This is a genomic window from Micromonospora sp. NPDC048169 (assembly GCF_040652815.1).
Lineage (GTDB): Bacteria > Actinomycetota > Actinomycetes > Mycobacteriales > Micromonosporaceae > Micromonospora.
In genome coordinates this window covers 42,506-63,123 of sequence record NZ_JBEZMS010000017.1, presented here as the reverse complement: position 1 = coordinate 63,123, position 20,618 = coordinate 42,506, and the positions used below count along the sequence as shown (strand labels likewise).

Here is a 20,618-nt window from a genome sequence, read left to right as displayed (position 1 = left end):
CATCCCCACCAAAGCACGAAGGCGGTCACGCCGGTCGGCCATCCTGTTCCCGCAGCCAGTAGGCGGCGACCTCGCGGACCTGTGCGGCTGGGTCGTTGAGCGCCTCGCGCACCACGTTCGCGTACCGGTGGGGGTCCTTGCGCCACCACAGCAGGGACAGGATTGCCAGCCTCCGCACGGTGGCGTCCGGGTCCTGGCTGACGGTCTGTCCGAGAAGCGGCATGACTCGTCCGGCGACGGTGGCACCGAGACGTCGTTCGCCGAGTACGCACACCGCGTGCCGGCGGATGACGACGTGTGGCGAGGCCAGCCCGCGGATCGCTTCGTCCACCTCGTCGACAGTGATGTCGCAATACCCCCGAGCATTGAAAGGTACCTGCGGAACGTCGCCTGCCACTGCCGCGTTGTCCCTCGGCAGGCCTCCGCGGTCAGTTGCCGCTCCAATCTCGGGCCAGGTCTCCGGCAAGCCACTCGTCGTCGTAGTGGTCCCAGTCGGCTGCGCTCACCGAACATCCGCCTGGTCCTCGACGGGAAGCTGCGCCAACGCCTCGATACTGAGCCCTTTTCATCGTGATCATGCTGGTCACGGCGGGTGCAGGTGCCCTCGAGATCGATGAGAACGAGGCTCCAGGTAGGACAGCAGTCGACCAAGATCCGATGCCCCTGCCGGGAGCCTCGCCGTGCTGTCTTACCCCGCCACGATCCCGCTGTCCAGCCGAACCCTGAACCACCTCGCCGAGCTCGTCCGCACCCACCGCCGACAGCGTCGATCCCGGTGGCGGCGCCTGGACCCCGGCCGGCAAGCCCTACTCACCCTCGCTCACCTGCGCAACGGCGACACCTACACCCGCCTCGCCGCCGGATTCGGCATCAGCGTCGCCACCGCCTGGCGCTACGTCCGCGAAGCCGTCGACCTGCTCGCCGCAGCCGCCGACGACCTGGCTACCGTCATGGCCCGAGTCCGCCAGCTGGCGTGCGCGATCCTCGACGGCACGCTGATTTCGATCGACCGGGTCGCCGACCAGAGGCCCTACTACTCGGGCAAACACAAGCGGCATGGGGTCAACGTGCAGGTCATCGCGGACGCGGTAGGTCGCCTGGTCTGGGCGTCGGCCGCGTTGCCCGGTGCCACCCATGACCTGAGCGCCGCCCGCGTTCACGGCATCATCGAGGCGCTGACCAGCGCTGGAGTGATGACGTTCGCGGATAAGGGCTATCAGGCAGCCGGTGGGAGCGTGCGCACGCCGTTCAAGCGCCACCGCTACCGGCCGAAGCTGTCCCGCCGGCAGAAGGCCGTCAACCGCGCACATGCCCGTATCCGCGCCTGCGGCGAGCGCGCCATCGCCACGCTCAAGTGCTGGAAGGTCCTGACCAAACGGCGTTGCTGCCCCCGCCGCGCGACCGCGATCGTGCAGGCCATCCTCGTCCTGCACCGCGTCGAGACCAGCCGCTACTCAGGATGAAAAGGGCTCACTGTTCATCCCGAGGTTGGGTAGCGTAATCTGACCATCGGTCTCGCGGTAGACACCGTCCAGCACTGCGGCGTAGAACCGTTCGCCGGGATGTTCGGTGACGGCCGACCGAACGGCCTGCACCAACGCGTCCACCAGCGCACCCTCGAAGCCGGCCCAGTCCAACCCCACCGCCACCCCGCCATCCTGCCCCCAGGCGACCTCTCTCCCGCCGGCGGCCAACCCCGCCCTTCCATCCGCCCCGAGACCCGCCTCATTGATGACGTCGTACATCGGATGGAACCCGCGCCGTCAGTGGCGATAGCGGTTGCTGGGGGTATCCAACCGGGCGAACCCGATACCGGTGGAGCCTGGTCTGATCTTGCATCGCCCGGAGACGCGGGCAGCAGGCCCGCATGGAGTCAGTTAGAAGTCACGCCACTCGTCGAACCGCTGGTCGGCCAGATGCGCTGGCACTTCAGCCCGGGCGGCGAGTTCCACGAACGCGTCGAAGGCTTCCTCTCGGCGTAGCGTGTCGATGATCTCGTACTTCTGGTCGATGCCGTTGAGCGCCTCGACCAGCTTGCGCAAGGCCGCTTCAGCTTCGTCGGCCCGCCCACCGTGGTCCTGCGGAAGCTTGTCAATGGTGCGGACCGCGCTGGCGTATGCCTTGCAGGCGGCGGCTCCGCCTCGGGCCTCGTCGTCGACCCAGTCCCGGAACGGGTTGTTCAGGTTGGCGGCCAGCCACGTATCGGGCTTCGCGCCTTCGATGACCAGGCGCACCCCGGTGCCGCGGTACCGGGCCTTCAAGGCGGGCACGATCGATCGGCGTAGACCGCTGATGCTCAGCTGCGTCAGCGAGGCCAGGTCTGGCAGGGTATCCGCGTCCAGGCCGTAGCCATCGACAAACTCGAGAACGGCCAGATGGGTCAAGCTGGCCAGGGCAGCGGCATCGACCAGGTGACCCGGGGGCTTGCGCCAGTAGATCCGGAGGCTCTCCAATTCCTTCAGTTCCTCCAGGGCAGCAGCGGACATGGTGCCGCTGCCGTCCAGGGCGACCTCTCGAACACCGTGCAGGCCGGCAGGAACCGTAGTTCCCGCGTCGGCGCCGGTCAGGGTGAGACGAAGCCATCGGCCGTCGTCCGCCGCGGACACGGTCAGGCCCCGGGCCACTGCGGCCAGCTCAAGGCCGTGCAGGCCACGGGGCAGCCGCACCTCGCGAACATCCGCGCCAGCCAGCGACAGGTGCTGCAGACCAGTGACGGCCAAATCCACGACCGGCGGGGCGTCCCGCCACGTCAGCGACGAGACAATCGGGTGGTCTGCCAACGCGCGGCCGAGGCCACGGTCCGGGCCGGCCCACGTCAACGCCGTGCAGCGGGGCAACTGATCGAGAGCGAGGCGCGCTACCGCGAGGTCTGACCGGCGGCCGGCCGCCGCCCCGGGGCAGCGACCAGTGCGTTCAGGACGAACCGGTGCCGCTCATTCGGTCGACGAGGCTTCGCGGGCGCATGTCGATCCAGTTCTCCTCGACGTAGGCGAGGCAAGCCGCTCGGGTGCCGGGACCGTGCACAACGTGCCAGCCGGCCGGCACGTCGGCGAAGATGGGCCACAGCGAGTGCTGGCCCTCGTTGTTGACCAGGACCGTGAACTCGGCGTCGTCGTCATCGAACGGATTGGTCACGGCGTCCTCCCCAGCCCGAGCGAGCACCAGCAAGTCCGCACCATATGACCTCGTCAGACCCAGTGTCAACAGCCTCGCGCCTTTTCATCTCGGCGGAACTCGGGCATGCTGAATGGGTCGGCAGTAGCGACGATCGACAATTCGTGTTCGACGGGGGAGTTCGAGAACAGTGAAGACTGTTACGTTGGTCGAGCTGGCGACGTTCGCAAACATCGTTCCCCTGGCCTCCGGATGCCTCTGGGCCTACGCTCGCGAAGTTGCGGAGATCGCGGACAATGTCGAGTTGCGCCTCTACGACGCGCCGGTGACCGCCGACCGCCAGCAGATCCTGGCCGACCTCGTCGAGCAGTCGAGCGACGTCTACGGATTCAGCTGCTATGTGTGGAACATGGGCCTGGTCCGCTGGCTGGTCGACGAGCTCGCCGAGCGGCGTCCGGGCACCCGCTTCCTGCTGGGCGGCCCGCAGGTGATGGGCCATGCGCAGCGATACGTGCCGCCGAGCCGACCCGACGTGGCCGTTTGCAACGGCGAGGGCGAGCGGACGTTCCGCGCCTACCTGCGGGCGCTGCTGAACGACGAGCGCGACCTGTCGGGGGTGCCCGGGATCAGTTTCTGGCGGGACGGCGAGCTGGTCACCACCGACCGGCCCGAGCGGATCAAGGAACTCAGCGAAATTCCCTCGCCGTACCTCGGCGGGGTGTTCGAGCCGGGCCGTTACACCTACGCCATCCTGGAGACCAATCGCGGCTGTCCATACAATTGCGGGTTCTGTTTCTGGGGTGCGGCGACCAACTCCAAGGTGAACCGGTTCGAGACCCAGCGCGTCCTCGACGACATCACCTGGATCAGCGACAACGAGTTGAGCGTGCTCTACATCGCCGACGCGAACTGGGGCATCTTCCCGCGCGACGTGGAGATCACCCGGCATGTCGTAGCCTGCCGGGAGCGCACCGGCTACCCGCTGATGATGGGCATGAGCGCCGCCAAGAACAAGCCGGACCGGGTCTCGGACATCACCCGGTTGCTGGTCGACGGCGGCATGCTGACCAGCCAGCCGGTGTCGTTGCAGTCGATGGACAGCGGCGTGTTGAAGCTCATCGAGCGGGACAACATCCGCCCGGCGACCTACACGACTCTGCAGGAGACGCTCCGCGGGCAGAACATCAGCTCCTACACCGAGGTGATCTGGCCGCTGCCCGGCGAGACCGTAGAGTCGTTCCGCAAGGGCATCGCCGAGCTGTGCCGCGCTCGCAGCGGCACCATCGTGGTATACCCGCAACTGCTGCTGCACAACACGCCGATCTACGAGAACCGGGAGCGGTTCGGCATCACGGTCCGCCGGGTGCCCGACCCGGCCGCCGAGGCGGACGTGGTGGTCGCCACCAAGTGGGTGACCGAGGAGCAGTACCGCGAGGGCGTGGCCTTCTACTACGCGGTCCACGGCCTCTACAGTCTGCGTGGCCTCTACTATCTGGCCAATTACCTCGACCGCACCGGGGCGATGAGTTTCGACGAGCTGTTCGCCGCGGCCGCGCGGTATCTCGCCGGTCACCGGGAGGATTCGCCGATCGGCCGGTTCGTCGCCGACTCGGTCCGAGACCTGGGCAACTACTACCTGCTCAACAGCGGTACCTACCTGCACATGCTCCTGCACGGCGAGCGGGCCGAATACACCCGGCTGCTGGCCGGGTTCGTCCGCACGCAGCCGTTCTGGTCCGACCCGGACGCCCGCGCCCTCTTCGAGTTGGACCTGCTGGCGCGCCCGTTCGTGTACCGGGAAAAGCCGTCCCTGCCCGACTATGCATTCACCGAGCTGCGGGTCGCACCACGGCCGGACGGTTCGATGGAGGTCACGGCGCCGCCGGCGGCCGTGGCGATCCTCGCCGACCTGGACAGCGTTCCACTGTCCGGGAACGGGCCGCTGCTGCTGAGGCACCCGTACCGGCGCAAGATGCCGTTCCACGCCGACCAGCCGCTACAGGACAACATCGCCTACTGCGACGGCATGACCATCCAGATTCGGTCGATCCTGCCGGAGTGGACGGCCGTTCCGGCCACCATTGGAGGATAAATGCGCGCCTACCGGGAACTCTTTGCCATCCGTGAGGTCCGCTCGATGGCGCTCATTCTGCTGTTGACAAGGTTGGCCGCACCCATGCTGGCCCTCAGCCTCCTGCTGGCCGTGGTCGCCGCGACCGGCTCGTACGCCTCCGGCGGTCTCGTTCTCACCGGCTACGCCGGCGCCCTGGCGATCTTCGTACCGATCGCCGCCCGCCTGGTCGACCGCCTCCCCGCCCGGCGGGTGCTGCTCACCTGGCTCGCCGGCAACGTCATCGGGTACACCGCGACGATCGTCGCGTTGCAGGCGAAGGCACCGGTCGGCGTGTTGATCGCGTGTGCCGTCCTGCTCGGTGCGACCACGCCGCCCGCCGGACCGGTCACCCGGGGCCTGTGGCCGTCGCTGGTCCCGGCCGAGCGGCTGCAGACCGCCTACGCAATGGACGCGGTGCTCAACGAATCACTCTTCGTCGGCGGCCCGCTCCTCGTCTCGGGGCTGCTGCTGATCGCTCCCCCCACCGTCATCGTCGGGATCGTCGGCCTGTCCCTCCTCTGCGGGGTCCTGCTGCTGGTCAATGTGCCCAGCCTGCGCGACCGCCGCCCGCCGGACCAGTCCGAGCCGCGCAACTACCTCGGCCCGCTCGCCCACCCGCAGGTGCTCATCCTCCTCGGCATCATCGTGTGCGACACATTCGCGTTCGGGTCCATGGTGGTCGGCGTGCCGGCCGCGGCCGCGGACCTCGGCACGCAGACCCTGGGCGGGGCGCTGCTGAGCCTCGGCTCCCTGGGCGCTGTCATCAGCGGCGTGATCTACGGCGCCCGGCCACGAGCCGCCGCACCGGGCCGCCAACTGGCCGTGTTCCACCTGGCCGGCGCGATCCTGCTGGTGCTCGCCGGCCAGGTCAGCCTGATCGCACTGTTCGCGCTCATCATCCTGTGCATCGGCCTGGCCGGCGGCCCGCGGGACACGCTGCACCAGGTGATCCTGGGCGAGGCGGCGCCAAAGCGGTACCGGGCCGAGGCGTTCGCCTGGCTCGGCACGTTCATGTGGGTCGGCTACGCCGCTGGCACCGCCGCGACCGGTCAGTTCGTGCAGCGGGCCGGCGGGGAGACGACCGTCGCGTTCGTGGTGGCGGGCTGCGCCGCCGCCCTCGGCGCGGCGCTGTCGCTGCTCGTCCGGCCCTCTGCGCCGGATCCGGAGACGGCCCAGGCGGACGCACCGGCCGTGGCCGGGACGCAGGCGGCGGACACGACGGTCGCGCCCGGGCAGGACTCGGCGGAGACCGCGGACGCCCGCCGGGCCGGAGAGCCGGCCGTGGCGGGAGGGGCCGACGCCGACAGGTGACCGGCGCGGCGAGACCGCAGTGCGCGGTGGCCCTGTCACGTCCGCCCGCGGCCCGGCCGGCCGCGGTTCGCCGGGGTCACACTCGTGCTGCCGGTCCCGCGTCGGCGCGCTGAGCCGGCCCCCGGCTCAGCGCGTCAGCGCCGGCACCGATGAGAACTCCGGCAACATCATCCGTAGGTGCACGGTCATGCCCTGGCAGTAGGCGATGTTGTCGTCCAGTGGCTGGCCGGCCCGGAAAGGTAGCTTGCGCCGGAACGGATGGCGCATCAGGACCGGACCGTCGCCGAGATCGGGCGCTACATCGAGGGCGCGCAGCACGTCCGTGATCGCGGCCGGACCGTCGATCTCCACCGCCCCGTCGTCGCGCAGGTCGACGCGCAGCTCGGTGAACTCGTGGTCGGGTAGTGTCGGGCCCTCCCGGTACACGTACGGGCGGGCGACGAGGTCGAGCTCGAACATCGCCCGGGCATCCGGGTCGGACCAGAACGGCTGCCCGGTGACGAAGTCGCGCAGCAGCCGGGTGAACTCGTCCCGATTGCCGTGCAGGAGCATGTGCGTGTGCCGGCCGCTGTTGAGCAGGTAGTAGTTGCCCAGCTCGCGTACCGAGTCGGCGATGAAACGGCAGATCGGCGAGTCGGCGGCCCGCGTGGCGAAGTAGGCAGAAGCGCGGCTGAACAGGTCGCCGAACGAGAGCTGACCGGTGCGGTCGAGGTGGTTGGCCAGGAAATACAGGCCGCGCAGGCTGTACAGGCTCTGCATCGCGTAGTACAGGGCGACGCCCTCGTCGTACTGCTCCTCGGTCACCCACTTGGTGGCGACCACCACGTCCGCCTCGGCGGCCGGGTCGGGCACCCGGCGGACCGTGATGCCGAACCGCTCCCGGTTCTCGTAGATCGGCGTGTTGTGCAGCAGCAGCTGCAGGTATACCAGGATCATGTCGGCTCGGGCCCGGCACAGCTCGGTGAGCCCGCGGCGGAACGACTCGACCGTCTCGCCGGGTAGTGGCCAGATCATCTCGGTGAACGAGCTGATGTCCTGCTCCCGCAGCGTCCGGTGCAGCGCGGTGTAGGTCTCCGGCCGGATGTTAGCCCGCTCGATGAGCTTCAGCGTCTCGGTCTCCATCGACTGCAGGGACACCGGTTGGCTGGTGAGCATGCCGCCCTTGACCATCAGCCGGGTGATGTCGGCCACCCGGTCCGGGCGGTTCTTGGCCGCGTTCATGCCCATCATCAGCGGGTAGCCGGTGCGTTCCCGGCAGGACACGACATGCCGGGTGATCTCCACGTCGCGGGGAGCCATCCCCCAGTTCGCGTCGGCGATATAGAGCATCATGAAGCCGTTTTCGCTGATCCAGGTGATGTCGTCGAGGACGCGCTGGGTCTCGAACCGGTTCACCTTGGAGTTGGTCGCCGCACCCCAGAAACAGAACCCGCAATTGTACGGACAGCCGCGATTGGTCTCCAGGATGGCGTAGGTGTAACGGCCCGGCTCGAACACCCCGCCGAGGTACGGCGAGGGAATTTCGCTGAGTTCCTTGATCCGCTCGGGCCGGTCGGTGGTGACCAGCTGGCCGTCCCGCCAGAAACTGATCCCGGGCACGCGCGCGAAGTCGGGCTTCGGGCGCAGCAGCTGCAGCAGGTACTGCTGGAACGACTTCTCGCCCTCGCCGTCGCACACCACCACGTTGGTCCGCTCGGGTGCCACGTATTCGGTGGCGTGGCCCATCACCTGGGGACCGCCGATGATGACCTGCACCTCCGGCCGGGCCGCCAGCAGCGCGTCGATCAGCCAGCGGACCAGGCCCATGTTCCACACATAGCAGCTGAAGCCGAACACGTCGCCGCCGCGTTCGAGCAGGTCGTCGAGGATGGTCGCCCGGCCCTTCGTGACCGGTGCGTCATAGATCGAGAACGTGCACGCCTCGGCGATCGTCGGATCCAGTGCGGCGTAGCCGGACAGGTAGCCCGAAGCCAGCGGTGTGATCCCTTCGAATGCCGCCATTTCGACGAGCGTCACGGCCAGAGTGGACCTGATCGCAGCAGTTACCATTGTCTTCGAACACCGTCCCCCGTTGGTCGAAGCTCCGGTCGCCGTCGTGAACGGCACGGCAACGGATCCAGCATGCTACAACTCCGGCGCGCTGGAAAGGGTTCATCGATGTCCGTCAGCCGAAGGTTGCCAGCCTGTCCGGCCGTGGCATAGATTCGCCGAAGACGATCGACCGGGCGGGGAGGGCGATGTCGGCGCAGGACGGGGACGACATGCCCCGCTGGTTCCTCGGTGGACTGCGGACCCGCCCCGACCGGATTTCGCTGCTCTGCCTGCCCCACGCCGGCGGAGCGGCGTCCAGCTACCGCACCTGGCTGCGCGACCTGACCCCGCACGTGGACGTGCTGCCGATCCAGTTGCCCGGCCGGGAGAACCGGATGAGCGTGCCGTTCGCGGAGAGCCTCGACGCGCTGGTCGCGGACCTCACCACGGTGATCGGACGGGCCGGGCTGACCGACCTCGCGCTGTTCGGCCACAGCATGGGTGCGGTCCTCGCGACCCGCCTGTGCGGCGCGCTGGAGCAGTCCGGCCGTCCCGTCCGCCATCTGTTCGTCTCCGGTCACTTCGGCACCGGCCCGTGGCCGACCGACGCCCGACTGATCGCGCCGCCGACCGCGACCGACGAGGACCTGCTCAGGTCGCTCGCGATACTCGACCCGGCGGCCGCGCTCCGGTACGGCCACGCCGAACTGGCCGCCCTGATCCTGCCGATCCTCCGAGCGGACCTGCGGTTGCTGCACGGCACCTCGCTGGCCGACGTCACGGTGGACGCGCCGGTGACCGCGCTGGCCGGCACCGACGATCCGGTGGTCGTCGACCTCGCGGGCTGGGCCGGCGTCTCGCGGACCGACCATGCTCTCTATCGCCTGCCGGGCAACCACTTCTATCTCACCAGCCAGGGGCCGGAGCTGAGCCGGATCGTGTGCCACCGGCTCGGCCTGCCGGTCGGTGTGCCGTGAACGAGACGCCCGGCTGGTCGTACGCGACTCCGTCGTTCTCCCAGCAGCGCGTGTTTGCCGAGGAGAACCTCCAGGACATCGGCCCGGCGTACACCCTGGCCAGCGGCTTGCGGCTGCGCGGCGACCTGGATGTCGGCGCGCTGCGGGCGGCACTGGTCGAGGTCACCGCGCGGCACGAGATGCTCCGGTCGGCGATCCGGCTCGTGGACGGCCGGGCCGCGCTCGTCATCCACGACGGCCTGCCGCCGGTCCTCGAGCACCACGATCTGCGCGAGCTGCCGCCCGGCGAGCGGGAGCGGGCCGCCTGGCAGCGGCTTCGCGATGCGCAGGAGTTCATCTTCGACCTCGGCCGCGCCCCACTGTGGCGGGTGTTGCTGCTCACCGTGGCCGACGACGAGAGCTGGCTGTTCCTGACGCTGCACCACGTCATCATCGACGGCTGGTCGATGGGCGTATTGTGGCGGGACCTGACGATCGCCTACGAGGCGGCGCTGGCCGGTGTGCCCGGCCCGTTCGAGCCGCTGCCGATCACTTTCTCCGGCTACACCGCGGAACTGTCCGACACGCTGCGCGATGGGCGTCTTGACGACCTGCTGCGGCACTGGCGGGACCGGCTCGCCGACGGCGGCCGCGACCTCGAGCTGCCGCTGGACCGGCCGCGCCCGCCGGTGCGCGGCTACGACGGCGCCGGCTACGCGTTCACGCTTCCGCCGGGTCTCGCACACGAGACGCGGCGGCTGGCCACCCGACACCGGACCACGATGTTCGTGACACTGCTGGCCGTCTTCGCCCGCCTGCTGGCCCACATGGCCGGCACGGAGGACGTGGTGGTCGGCGTGCCGCTGGCCAACCGCGACCGGCCCGACACCGTCGACCTGATCGGGCTCCTGGTCAATCCGCTGCCGATCCGGCTGCCGATGGCGTCCTGCGACACGGTCGCGGACCTGATGGCTCTGGTGCGACGGGCCACGTTGGACGCCATGGCGCACCAGGCAGTGCCGTTCGACCGGCTCGTCCGCGACCTCGCGCCCCGCCGCGAGCCGGGCCGCCACCCGCTGTTCTCCGTGGTGTTCTCGGTCCAGGCCATCCCGGAGCACGGCGTGGAGTTCCCGACCCTGCGCGCCGAGGTGCTGCCGACGCCGATCGGCCCCAGCACCACGCTGGACCTCAACGTGCTGTTCCACGACACCGGCGAGCAGCTTTCCGGGTACCTCGAATACCGCACCGATCTGTTCGACCGGGCGACGGTCGAACGGCTCGCCGAACGGTTCCAGAACCTGCTGGCCGGCGCGGTGGTCGACGGGGCCCGGCTGGCCGACCTGGACGTGTGCGGTCCGGGTGAACGCCGCCGGCTGGTGACGGAGCTGGCCGTCACCGGTCCCGCCGAGCCACCCGCTGGCCTGCACACCCTGATCGAGAGCGTGGCCGACCGCCGCCCGGACGCGCCCGCGCTGGTCACCGCAACCGCTGTGATGACCTACGCGGAGCTCGACGCCCGGGCCAACGCGGTGGCCCACGCGCTGGTCGCCCGCGGTGTCGGTCCGGACCGGCTGGTGGCCGTCGGCCTGCCGCGCGGTCCCGAACTGGTGGTGACGCTGCTCGGCGTCCTCAAGGCCGGCGGGGCCTACCTGGCACTCGACCCGGCCGAGCCGACCGAGCGGCGCCGGTGGATGCTGGCCGACGCGCGGCCGGCCCTGGTGGTCACCGACGGCACGGCACTGCCCGTCGACGGCCCCACCGACCGACCCCGGGTGCGGGTCGACCCGGCCAACCTCGCCTATGTCGCCTACACCTCCGGTTCGACCGGCAGACCGAAGGGCGTCTCGATCACCCACGCCGGGCTGGTGAACTTCACCTCCGCGCGCAGCCCGATGACGCCCGTCCCGGAAGACGTGATGGCGGTCCACTCGTCCGCCGGCTTCGACGCGTTCGGATACGAGGTGTGGAGCACACTGTGCGCGGGCGGCCGGCTGCTGCTGGCACCGCCGAAGGAACGTCTCGACCCGGACGACTACCGCTGGCTGGCCCACCACTCGACCGCGATGTTCATGACGCCCGGGCTGCTCGCCACGCTGCTACGGGTGGATCCGGCGATCGCGGCCGGTCCTCGGCTGCTCGGCCTGGGTGGCGACCGGGTCGATCCCGACCTGGTGGCCCGGGCCCGGGCCCGGGCGGCGTCACCAGACCGCGTCACGCTCAACTGTTACGGCCCCACCGAGTGCACGATCGCCGCGGTGGCCGGACCGGCCTCGCGGCGCACGGCGTTCGACCGGGTACCGATCGGCCGCCCGCTGCCCGGGATGCGTGGGTATCTCCTCGACGTGCGGCTACGCCCGGTGCCCCTCGGCGTGACCGGGGAACTCTACCTGGGCGGTCCGGGCCTGGCCCGTGGCTACCTGGGCGCCCCGGCGCTGACCGCGGAGAGGTTCGTGGCCGATCCGTTCGTACGGGGTGAACGCATGTACCGGACCGGTGACCTGGCCCGCTGGCTCGACGACGGCGCGCTGGAGTTCCTCGGCCGCCACGACGACCAGCTGAAGATTCGCGGCATCCGGGTCGAGCCGGGCGAGACCGAGGCCGCGCTGCGCGAGCACCCGCTGGTGCGGTCGGCCGTCGTGGTGCCCCGCTCCGGCGCCGGCGGTCTCCGGCTGGTCGGGTACGTGGTCCCGGAGGCCGGCACCGCGCTCGACCCGGTGACCACTGCGGCCCTGCTCGACCACGTGCGCTACCGGTTGCCGGCCCCGTTGGTGCCGGCTGTGCTGGTCGGCCTGCCCGAGCTTCCGTTGACCGCCAACGGCAAGGTGGACCGGGCGGCGCTGCCCACGGTGCCGGACGCGCCGCCCGCCCCGTCACCCGAACCCCTGACGGCAGATCAGGAGCTGGTGGCGGCGGTCTGGCGCGAGGCGCTCGACCGTCCCGACATCGGGCTGGACGACGATTTCTTCGACCTGGGCGGCGACTCGCTGACCGCGCTGCGGGTGGTCGCGGAGCTGGACGCCCGCGGGGCCGGCGTCCCCCTGGCCGAGCTCTACCGGCGCGGGACCGTACGCGCGGTCGCCGCCTACCTGGCCGAGGGCGACGCTCCGCCGGGCTGAGCGATCCGGGGCGGCCCGGCCGCGATCCGGTCGCGGGTCTTGCTCACCGACACCGCCCAGGGCGGCCGAGCGTGCACCCACCAGGTCACGCCGACCTCGGACAGTCCGGCCAGGTCTGGCTCGGCGCCGTAGGCAACCAGGTCGAACCCGGGGCGGGACGGCAGGTCCAGCCGCGCAGCGATGGCCCGCAGGTCGTCCAGCGTCATGTCGGAGCCGTCCCGCTTCATCGGCACGAAGCCGTCCCACCGGGAGGCGCGGGCGACCGGCCCCCGCCGCGGCCACTGACCGCCGATCCAGATCGGGATCCGGGGACGCTGCACCGGCGTCGGGCGGAAACGCGTGCGACGGACCCGGTAGTGGGCGCCCTCGAAGTCGAAGGTCTCGCCGGACCACAGGCGGGTGACCACGGTCAGCGCCTCGTCCAGCATCGCGGCCCGGGTGGCGTCCTCGGTCGCCTCGCCGAGATCCCCGAACTCCTCGGGGAACCCACCGGCACCGGCCCCGAAGACGAGGCGGCCGCCGCTGAGCCGGTCGAGGGTCGCGTACTCCCGGGCGACCTTCGCCGGGCGACGCCGGGGCAGCGGCACGACCAGCGGACCGAAGCGGATGCGCTCGGTCCGCAGCGCGATCGCGGTGAGCGCGACCGTGGTGTCGACAATGTCGTCGGCCCAGGGCCAGATCAGCTGGTCGCAGATGAAGAACCCGTCCCAGCCGGCCGCCTCGGCCTCGACCGCCAGCTGGGCGAGCAGGCGAACATCGGCGCATTCCTCGAACGTCTCGACATAGATCCCCGTATACATCTGTCGAACTTAGAGCCCGTCCGGGCCGGGAGACAAGGGCGGTCGTACCAGGGTTCCGGCGTCACCCCGCACCGTCGGCAGCAGATGCTCGCCGACCGACACCGACGCGACGCCGCCGGCCAGGGCCTCGGCCGCCGCGACCAACTTGATCCGCATCCCGCCACCGATGCCGGCGCCGGGTCGGCTCCCCGATGCCGGCAGCCGATACCGGGCGAGGACGCTGGCCGGATCGTCCGGGTCGGCCCGTACGCCGCCGGACGCCGTGAGGAAGACGAGCCGGCGGGCGCCGAGCGCGACCGCGATCGCCGCGGCGACCCGGTCCGCGTTGGCGTTGACCGGGGTGCCGTCGTCAGCCAGGACCGGCGGCGAGACCACCGGGACGAGGCCGGCGCCCAGCAGGGTACGCAGCACATCGCCGTCGACGCCGGTGATCCGCCCGCTGTGATCGCCGCGGAGCACGACGGTCCTGCCGTCCACGGTGGCACGCACCGCGGCGCGGCGACGCGCCTGGACCAGCCCGGCGTCCAGCCCCGTGAGCCCGACCGCCCGCACGCCGTGCCGGACCAGTTCGACCACCAGAGCCGGCTTGACGTCGCCGGCCAGGGCCAGGGTGAGCACCTCCAGCGTCGCCGCGTCGGTCCGCCGGGTGACCACGCCGTCGGGCGACACGATCTCGCGCAGGGCGACGCCGAGCCGCCCGGCCAGCCGGGCCATGGCCGCGGCGCCGCCGTGCACGACCACCACCCGGGCCCCGGTCGCGGTGAGCGCCGCCACGTCGACGCCCAACGGGCCGGCCGGGACCTCTCCGCCGATCTTCACCACGGTCACGCCCATCGCGCGGCCACTCAGACCGGGTGCAGGCCGGGGAAGGCCAGGCCGAGCCGCTCCGGCCAGCCCATCCGGATGTTGAGGCACTGCACGGCGTTGCCGGCACCGCCCTTCATGAGGTTGTCCAGGGCGGCCACCGCGACCAGCTCACGGCCGTCGACGCCGAGTGCGAAGCCGACATCGCAGAAGTTGGAGCCCAGCAGGATCTTCGGCTCGGGCAGCCGGTGCGGTCCCCGTCGTTCGGCGACCACCCGAACGAACGGCTCGTCCCGGTAACGGTCCCGGTACAGCCGCCGCACGTCGACCTCGCGTACCGGGGCAGTCAACCCGACGCGGCACACCACCTGCACGCCGCGCACGGTCGGCATGCCGGACGCGCTCATCGCCACCGACAGGCCGGTGGCCTGCGCGATCTCCGTCTCGTGCCGGTGCGACACGGGTGCGAAGACCCGCATAGCGCCGCTGCGCTCGGCGTGCGTGTTGACGGCCCCCGCGCCCGCGCCGGCACCGCTGGAACCCACCCGGCCGTCGACCGTGACGGGGCCGGCCACCAGCCCGGCGTCGGCCAGCGGCAGTAACGCCAGCACGGCCGCGTTGGCCATGCAGCCGGGCACGCTGATCCGGTCCGCGCCGCCCAACTCGGCGCGGCACCGTTCCGGGTATCCGGGCACGAACGCGCCGAGCAGCTCCGGCGACGTGTGCGGGACGCCGTAGTAGCGCTCGTACCGGGCCGGGTCGGTCAGCCGAAAGTCGCCGCTGAGGTCGATCAGGGTGGGAGCCCGGTCGACGAACTCGGGTAGCAGCTTCATCGTCTCCCGGTGCGGCGTGGACAGGAACACCACGTCGCAGGCGGGCAGCCGAGCCGGATCGACGAAGGCGAGGTCCGTCAGCCCTCGCAGGTGGGGGTGCGGGCCGTCGACCCGCCGCCCGGCCAGCCGCCGGGACACCGCGCCGGTCACCGCCACCCGGGGATGGTCGAGCAGCAGGCGCAGGAGCTCGCCGCCCAGGTAACCCGAGGCGCCGACGATCCCGATCCGCAGGTCACCGCCCGTCACTCGCCCCAGTCCTCCTCGATCTCCGGGGCCTGCGCGAGCACCAGCGGCGCCACGCTCAGCACCTCCAGCTCCGACCGGCACTCCGCGCACTCGACTATCTCGTTGGGCACCACCGAATCCTGCAGCACGACGTCGCTCTCGCAGGTCGGGCACGTGGTCTGCACCATGATCGTTGCTCCTTCCGCCCGTAGGGGCGTCCTGATACCGGTGGTCCTCATCGCAGGGTGACCGATCGGGCCCGGTGCCCGAGCAGTTCGCGGGCCGCCTCGGTGACCCGCTCAACGGTGATGCCGGCCACGGCCAGCAACGTCTCCTCGTCGGCGACGGCGTCCAGATAGGATTCCGCCGCCCCGATCCGGGTCACCCGACAGGGCTGTTCGGCGCAGACGACCTCACACACCGCGCCGCCGAGCCCGCCGGTCGTCAGGTGATCCTCGACGGTGACGATGCCGGCGGTCTGTCGGGCGGCGCGCACGACCGCCGCGCGGTCGACGGGCTTGACGGTGTGCATGTCCAGCACCCGCGCGGCGACGCCAGCCCGCGCCAGTTCGTCGCGGGCGGCGAGCGCGACACCGACCGGCCGTGGGGCCGCCGCGATGATCGCGACGTCGTCGCCTGCGGCGAGTTCGACGGCCACGCCCAGCTCGAACCGGTACGGGCGGGAGTGGACGGCGGGGGTGGCGGCCCGGCCGAGCCGGATGAACACCGGTCCGGGGTGGTCGACCGCAGCCCGGACGGCGTGCTCGGTCTCCACCGCGTCGGCCGGCGCCACCAGCGTAAGGTTCGGCAGCGTGCGGGCGACCGCGAGGTCGTCCAGCGCGTGGTGCGACGGGCCGTAGTGGCCGGCCGACAGCCCGGCGTGGGTGACCACCACCCGCACCGGCAGGTTGTTGGCCGCGATGTCGCTACGCAACTGCTCACCGGCGCGCCACAGGGCGAACCCGCTCATCGTGTTGGCGAACGGGATGAGGCCGGCCGCGGCCAGGCCGGCGCAGACGCCCATCAGATTGGCCTCGGCGATGCCGACGTTGACGTACTGCCCGGGCAGCTCGGCGCCGAACGTGTCCTCGAGCCCGCCCATGTCGGAGTCCACGCAGAAGATCCGCGGATCGCGGCGGGCCAGGTCGAGCAGCGTCCGGCGGTACACGTCGCGGGTGGCTGGTGCCGGCGTGGTCACGAGGCGTCCCGCTCCCGGGACCGCAGCCCGGCCAGGGCCCGCTGGTACAGCGCCGGCGTCAGCCGGACGTAGTGGCTCTTTCCCCGGTCCTCGAACATCGGTACGCCGCGGCCCTTGACGGTCCGGGCGATGAGCACGGTCGGCCGTGCCGCTACCCGGGGAACGCCGGCCATGGCCGCCCGCAACGCGCCGAAGTCGTGGCCGTCGACCTCCTCGCAGGTCCAGCCGAAGCTGCGCCAGCGCTCGGCCAGCGGCTCCAGCGGGATGCGGTCCTCGGTGCGGCCGGTGATCTGCCAGTGATTCCGGTCCACGATGGCCACCAGGTTGTCCAGGCCGAATGCGGGCGCGGACATGATCCCCTCCCAGTTCGAACCCTCCTGCAGCTCCCCGTCGCCGAGCAGGACGAACGCCCGGGCCGGCCGGCCGGTCCGCTTGGCCGCGAGCGCCACGCCGGTGGCCAGTGACAGCCCGTGTCCGAGCGAGCCGGTCGGGAAGTCCACGCCCGGCACCTTGGCCAGCGGATGCCCGGCCAGCCGGCTGCCCGGTCGCCCGTAGGTCAGGCACTCCTCCGGTGGGAAGTACCCGTGCTCGGCGAGCACCGCGTACAGCGCGGCGCTGGCGTGCCCCTTGCTCAGCACGAACCAGTCCCGGTCCGGCCAGTCCGGCTCCCGCGGTCGCACCCGCAGCACCTCGGCGTACAGAAGGACGAGCAGGTCCACGGCGGACAGGCTGCCACCGACGTGCGTGCCGTGCTCGGTGGCCGCGATGTCCAGCACGGTACGGCGGACCCGCGCGGCCACCGCCCGCAGCGGGTCGGGCGCCGCGGTCACCGGGCCACCTCGACCGTGCGTCGCAACGCGGCCACCGTGGCCAGCCGGTCGAGGTGGTGCCACACCTTCTCGAACGCGTCCGCGCAGCGTCGCAACACCGGCCCGGCAGCCGGGTTGAGGTGCCAGCGCTGCAGCGTGAACGACCGGTCGATGAGGGCGACGGTCACCGGGTGGTCCTCAGCGCGGTACGGTCGCTGCGACACCCCGGGCAGTCGCCACGGGTAGCCGCCCGGCGCGGCGTGGTCCCGCAGTGCGGGCTGGCCGGGCAGCGGCAACGACTGGTAGGGCTGGACCGGCACACCCTCGGCCCGCAACGCTCGCTGCAGGATCGCCCGCAGCGCGCCGGCATCCAACCCGGCGTGGCCGGCCGCCGCCGGGTCGATCCGCAGCCGCAGCATGTGCCACGCGTGGGTCCGGTCCGGTGGGCACTCGGGAACCACCAGCCCAGGAAGCGCGGCCAGCCGGTCCAGCAGCGCCGCGACCTGCGCCGCTCGCGCGGCCCGCCGCTCGGCGAACCGGGCGAGTTGGCACCGCGCGAACGCGGCCTGCACGGCCGCCAGCTTCGCGTTGCCGGCGATCTCCTCGGAGATGTAGCGCCGAGGTCCGCCGCCGGCCGGCCGCTCGCCGAACTGGCGCAGCCGCCCGAGCCGCTCGTTCAGCACCGGGTCGCCCGTGGTGACCAGGCCACCTTCGCCGCAGGTCGGTAGGTTCTTGCTGGCGTTGAGGCTGAACGCGGCGGCGTCGCCGAGCGTGCCGACGTTCCGGCCGGCCCATGTTGCGCCGTGCGCCTGTGCGGCGTCCTCCAGCAGAAAGAGCCCGTGCCGGTCGGCCAGCGCGCGCAGCGCTGCCATGTCGCACGGCAGCCCGTGCAGGTGGACGGCGACGATCGCGGCGGTCCGCGGGGTGATCGCGGCCGCCACCGCAGCCGGGTCGAGCGTGTAGGTCACCGGATCGATGTCGGCGAACACCGGCACCAGCAGCCGCTGAGCCGGTGCGGACGCGGTGGCGACGAACGACAGCGCGGGGACCACCACCTCGGCGCCGGGAGGCAGGTCCGCTGCGGCCAGGGCCAGTTCCAGGGCGGCGGTACCGGAGGAGACCGCCGCGCAGTGTTCGGCTCCGGTGAACTCCGCCCACTCCCGTTCCAGGCTCTCCACCTCAGCCGCGCCGCGGCCGACGCTCGTGAAGCCACCACCGTCCAGCACGCGGCCGACCGCGCCGCGCTCGGCGTCGGTCACGATCGGCCAGGCGAGCCGGTCTCGATCGGCGTCGTCCAGCACGACCGTCCGGCTTCCACCGAACATCGCCAGCCGGTCCATCACACCCCCCGTCGCGTTCGCCGGATCGGACTCAGTCCGGTGGCAGCAGGCTCGTCACGTAGTCGACGTAGCGGACGGCCACGTCGGTGCCCAGGACCTCGGCCGCGCCGCGGAACTCGGGCGTGTGGTTGATCTCGTTGACGTAGCGGCGGCCGTCCCGGTCCTCCATCACGTCGATGCCGTAGAACCCCGGCCCGATCGCCGCGGCTGCGGCCCGCAGCAGGCGGTCGAGCTCGTCGTCGAGCGGGCACGGACGGGTCACGGCCGAGCCGGCCGTGTTGGTACGCCAGTCGGCCGCGACCCGGTACACCGCGCCGATCACCTCGTCGCCGGCGACCAGGCCACGGATGTCGCGGCCCGGCTTGTCCACGTACTCCTGCACGTAGGTGATGGCGTGCTGGGGGTTGGGCAGTGCGGCGCGGTGCTCCAGCACGGCTCGGGCCACCTCCGGGCCGTCCAACCGGGCGACCAGCCGCCCCCAGGAGCCGACCAGCGGCTTCACCACGCACGGGTAGCCGAATTCGTCGAGCGCGGCCAGCGCCGCCTCGGTGGTGAGTGCGACCATGCCGCGCGGTGTCGGTACGCCGGCGGCGCGCAGGGCGAGCGTCGTCTGTACCTTGTCGCCGCAGACCGCCACCGCCTGGGACGGGTTGACCACCGGCACGCCGGCGTGTTCGAGCAGGCGGGCGGCGTAGAGCGCGCGGTGGTGGGAGATCTCCCGAAGGAACGCGACCCGGTAGGGCGGGCGGTCGGCCGGCCCGGTGGACTCGTGACGGAACGTCAGCCGTCGGGGATCGAGCGGGTCGAACGCGACCCGGCGTTGGTCGAGCGCGGCCATGAGCCACTTCTCCTCGGCCCGGATCCGCGACGCCAGCAGGGCCAGCACCGGCGTCACCACGGTCCGCCCGCCCGGTCGTGGGCCACCGCGCGGGCGACCCGACCCGCCGCATCGGCCAGCACCCCGATCGACGCGGTGAACTCGGCCAGGTCGATGCGCTCCTCCTCGGTGTGGTCGAGTCGCGCGTCGCCCGGGCCGTAGGCCGCGATCGGCACCGACCAGGCCGGGGCGACCACGTTCATGTCGCAGGTGCCGAGCTTCAGCCTGGTTGCCGGTGGACGGACCCGGTCCCGGATCGCGCCGGCCAGCGCCGACGCCACCGGGTCGGCCCGGGAGGACCGAACCGCCGGCATCCGCTCGACCACGGTGAGCCGGTCGCCGGCGGCCCGCTCGCGCAGCCAGCCGAGGGCCGCCTCGACGTCGAAGCCGGGCGGCGTACGGCAGGACAGGCGCAGGGTCGCGCGCCGCGCGTCGCCGTGCAGCCCGACCAGGGTCGGGATGGCCCGGTGGAAAGCGCTGCCGGTCGGGTGCCGGGCGGACAGCCAGGCCCGCGCGTCCTGCCAGAAGTCGGCCGCGACCTCGATCGCCTTGGCGTCCGGGCGGCTGCTGTGCACGGGGGGACGCGTCACCTCCAGCCGCAGCCGCAGGATTCCCTTGTAGCCGACCACGACGGTGTCGTATCCGCTCGGCTCGCCCACGATCACCGCGTCCGGGCGCGGGCCCGTCAGCAGGTGCCGGGCACCGGGCGAGTCGCCCTCCTCGCCGACCGCGCCGACCACGGCCACCCGGTGCGTGCCGGCGCGGAGCGACCCGGCCGCCGCCCAGAGCATGGCGGCCAGCGCGCCCTTCGCGTCGACCGCGCCCCGGCCGTACAGCACGCCCTCGCGCTCGCACACGGGCAGCCGGCCGGGCACGGTGTCCAGATGGCCGAGCATCATCACGGTCGGCCCGGCGTCGCCCGCGACCGCCACCGCGTTGCCCGCCTCGTCGCGGTGCGCCGCCAGGCCCAGTTGCCGGGCCACCCGCACGACGTAGTCGGCCAACTCGTCCTCGGCACCGGTCGGAGAGTAGATCTCCACCATGCGGCGAAGCACCGTCGCCGGTGTGACCCGTACTGTCACGACCTCCCC

Annotated in this window: 19 protein-coding genes; 5 read left to right on the top strand and 14 right to left on the bottom strand. The window is 71.8% G+C overall.

The window, feature by feature from the left end; all coding sequences use genetic code 11:
* Positions 1-25: 25 nt before the first annotated feature.
* Complete coding sequence (locus AB0D28_RS16970; protein ID WP_269705240.1) at positions 26-331, bottom strand: HEAT repeat domain-containing protein; 306 nt, start codon at positions 329-331, stop codon at positions 26-28.
* Between the two features lie 349 nt (positions 332-680).
* Here AB0D28_RS16970 and AB0D28_RS16965 point away from each other — a divergent pair, with 349 nt between their 5' ends.
* Positions 681-1,463: a transposase family protein gene (locus tag AB0D28_RS16965; protein WP_269705239.1), complete on the top strand. Its 783-nt coding sequence runs from the start codon at positions 681-683 to the stop codon at positions 1,461-1,463.
* Here the strand turns inward: AB0D28_RS16965 and AB0D28_RS16960 are convergent.
* The 3 genes from AB0D28_RS16960 to AB0D28_RS16950 form a co-directional block, all read right to left on the bottom strand.
* Positions 1,455-1,745, bottom strand: coding sequence for a hypothetical protein (locus AB0D28_RS16960; protein WP_269705238.1), 291 nt, complete (start codon positions 1,743-1,745; stop codon positions 1,455-1,457). The two genes, AB0D28_RS16965 and AB0D28_RS16960, sit on opposite strands and share 9 nt — an antisense overlap.
* A 132-nt stretch (positions 1,746-1,877) precedes the next feature.
* Positions 1,878-2,819: a hypothetical protein gene (locus tag AB0D28_RS16955; RefSeq protein ID WP_269705237.1), complete on the bottom strand. Its 942-nt coding sequence runs from the start codon at positions 2,817-2,819 to the stop codon at positions 1,878-1,880.
* A gap of 94 nt (positions 2,820-2,913) precedes the next feature.
* Positions 2,914-3,135: an MbtH family protein gene (locus AB0D28_RS16950; protein WP_269705236.1), complete on the bottom strand. Its 222-nt coding sequence runs from the start codon at positions 3,133-3,135 to the stop codon at positions 2,914-2,916.
* A gap of 283 nt (positions 3,136-3,418) precedes the next feature.
* Between AB0D28_RS16950 and AB0D28_RS16945 the strand changes: the two genes are divergently transcribed.
* Together AB0D28_RS16945 and AB0D28_RS16940 are read left to right on the top strand one after the other, a co-directional pair.
* The gene (locus AB0D28_RS16945; protein ID WP_357386633.1) at positions 3,419-5,206 is read left to right on the top strand and encodes a cobalamin-dependent protein; all 1,788 of its coding nucleotides are present in this window, start codon (positions 3,419-3,421) and stop codon (positions 5,204-5,206) included.
* Positions 5,207-5,251: 45 nt separating this feature from the next.
* Positions 5,252-6,538: an MFS transporter gene (locus tag AB0D28_RS16940; RefSeq protein ID WP_269705234.1), complete on the top strand. Its 1,287-nt coding sequence runs from the start codon at positions 5,252-5,254 to the stop codon at positions 6,536-6,538.
* Positions 6,539-6,664: 126 nt separating this feature from the next.
* Here AB0D28_RS16940 and AB0D28_RS16935 read toward each other — a convergent pair whose 3' ends face one another.
* Positions 6,665-8,554: a cobalamin-dependent protein gene (locus tag AB0D28_RS16935; protein ID WP_357386630.1), complete on the bottom strand. Its 1,890-nt coding sequence runs from the start codon at positions 8,552-8,554 to the stop codon at positions 6,665-6,667.
* Between the two features lie 221 nt (positions 8,555-8,775).
* On the opposite strand from AB0D28_RS16935, the gene AB0D28_RS16930 reads away from it, so the two are divergent.
* Both AB0D28_RS16930 and AB0D28_RS16925 read left to right on the top strand, forming a co-directional pair.
* A complete protein-coding gene (locus AB0D28_RS16930; RefSeq protein WP_269705232.1) occupies positions 8,776-9,546 on the top strand; it encodes an alpha/beta fold hydrolase in 771 nt (256 codons plus the stop codon).
* Complete coding sequence (locus tag AB0D28_RS16925; protein WP_269705231.1) at positions 9,543-12,641, top strand: amino acid adenylation domain-containing protein; 3,099 nt, start codon at positions 9,543-9,545, stop codon at positions 12,639-12,641. The genes AB0D28_RS16930 and AB0D28_RS16925 overlap by 4 nt, the downstream gene beginning before the upstream one ends.
* Here AB0D28_RS16925 and AB0D28_RS16920 read toward each other — a convergent pair.
* Genes AB0D28_RS16920 through AB0D28_RS16880 form a run of 9 tightly spaced genes read right to left on the bottom strand, consistent with a single transcriptional unit; the run spans position 12,608 to position 20,609 of the window.
* A complete protein-coding gene (locus tag AB0D28_RS16920; RefSeq protein WP_269705230.1) occupies positions 12,608-13,441 on the bottom strand; it encodes an LLM class flavin-dependent oxidoreductase in 834 nt (277 codons plus the stop codon). The two genes, AB0D28_RS16925 and AB0D28_RS16920, sit on opposite strands and share 34 nt — an antisense overlap.
* Before the next feature lie 9 nt (positions 13,442-13,450).
* Positions 13,451-14,275, bottom strand: coding sequence for an acetylglutamate kinase (gene argB, locus AB0D28_RS16915; protein WP_269705229.1), 825 nt, complete (start codon positions 14,273-14,275; stop codon positions 13,451-13,453).
* A gap of 11 nt (positions 14,276-14,286) precedes the next feature.
* Positions 14,287-15,324, bottom strand: coding sequence for an N-acetyl-gamma-glutamyl-phosphate reductase (argC, locus tag AB0D28_RS16910; protein WP_269705228.1), 1,038 nt, complete (start codon positions 15,322-15,324; stop codon positions 14,287-14,289).
* The gene (locus AB0D28_RS16905; protein ID WP_269705227.1) at positions 15,321-15,491 is read right to left on the bottom strand and encodes a lysine biosynthesis protein LysW; all 171 of its coding nucleotides are present in this window, start codon (positions 15,489-15,491) and stop codon (positions 15,321-15,323) included. Before AB0D28_RS16905 ends, argC begins: the two co-directional genes overlap by 4 nt.
* A gap of 47 nt (positions 15,492-15,538) precedes the next feature.
* Positions 15,539-16,501, bottom strand: coding sequence for a transketolase C-terminal domain-containing protein (locus tag AB0D28_RS16900; RefSeq protein WP_269705226.1), 963 nt, complete (start codon positions 16,499-16,501; stop codon positions 15,539-15,541).
* Positions 16,498-17,331: a transketolase gene (locus tag AB0D28_RS16895; RefSeq protein WP_269705225.1), complete on the bottom strand. Its 834-nt coding sequence runs from the start codon at positions 17,329-17,331 to the stop codon at positions 16,498-16,500. Before AB0D28_RS16895 ends, AB0D28_RS16900 begins: the two co-directional genes overlap by 4 nt.
* Positions 17,328-18,650 carry a DegT/DnrJ/EryC1/StrS family aminotransferase gene (locus AB0D28_RS16890; RefSeq protein ID WP_269705224.1) on the bottom strand — a complete coding sequence of 441 codons (1,323 nt, stop codon included), beginning with the start codon at positions 18,648-18,650 and terminating at the stop codon, positions 17,328-17,330. Before AB0D28_RS16890 ends, AB0D28_RS16895 begins: the two co-directional genes overlap by 4 nt.
* 31 nt (positions 18,651-18,681) lie before the next feature.
* The gene (gene lysX / locus AB0D28_RS16885) at positions 18,682-19,536 is read right to left on the bottom strand and encodes a lysine biosynthesis protein LysX (protein WP_269705223.1); all 855 of its coding nucleotides are present in this window, start codon (positions 19,534-19,536) and stop codon (positions 18,682-18,684) included.
* A gap of 5 nt (positions 19,537-19,541) precedes the next feature.
* Positions 19,542-20,609: a M20/M25/M40 family metallo-hydrolase gene (locus AB0D28_RS16880; RefSeq protein ID WP_357386625.1), complete on the bottom strand. Its 1,068-nt coding sequence runs from the start codon at positions 20,607-20,609 to the stop codon at positions 19,542-19,544.
* Between the last annotated feature and the right edge of the window lie 9 nt (positions 20,610-20,618).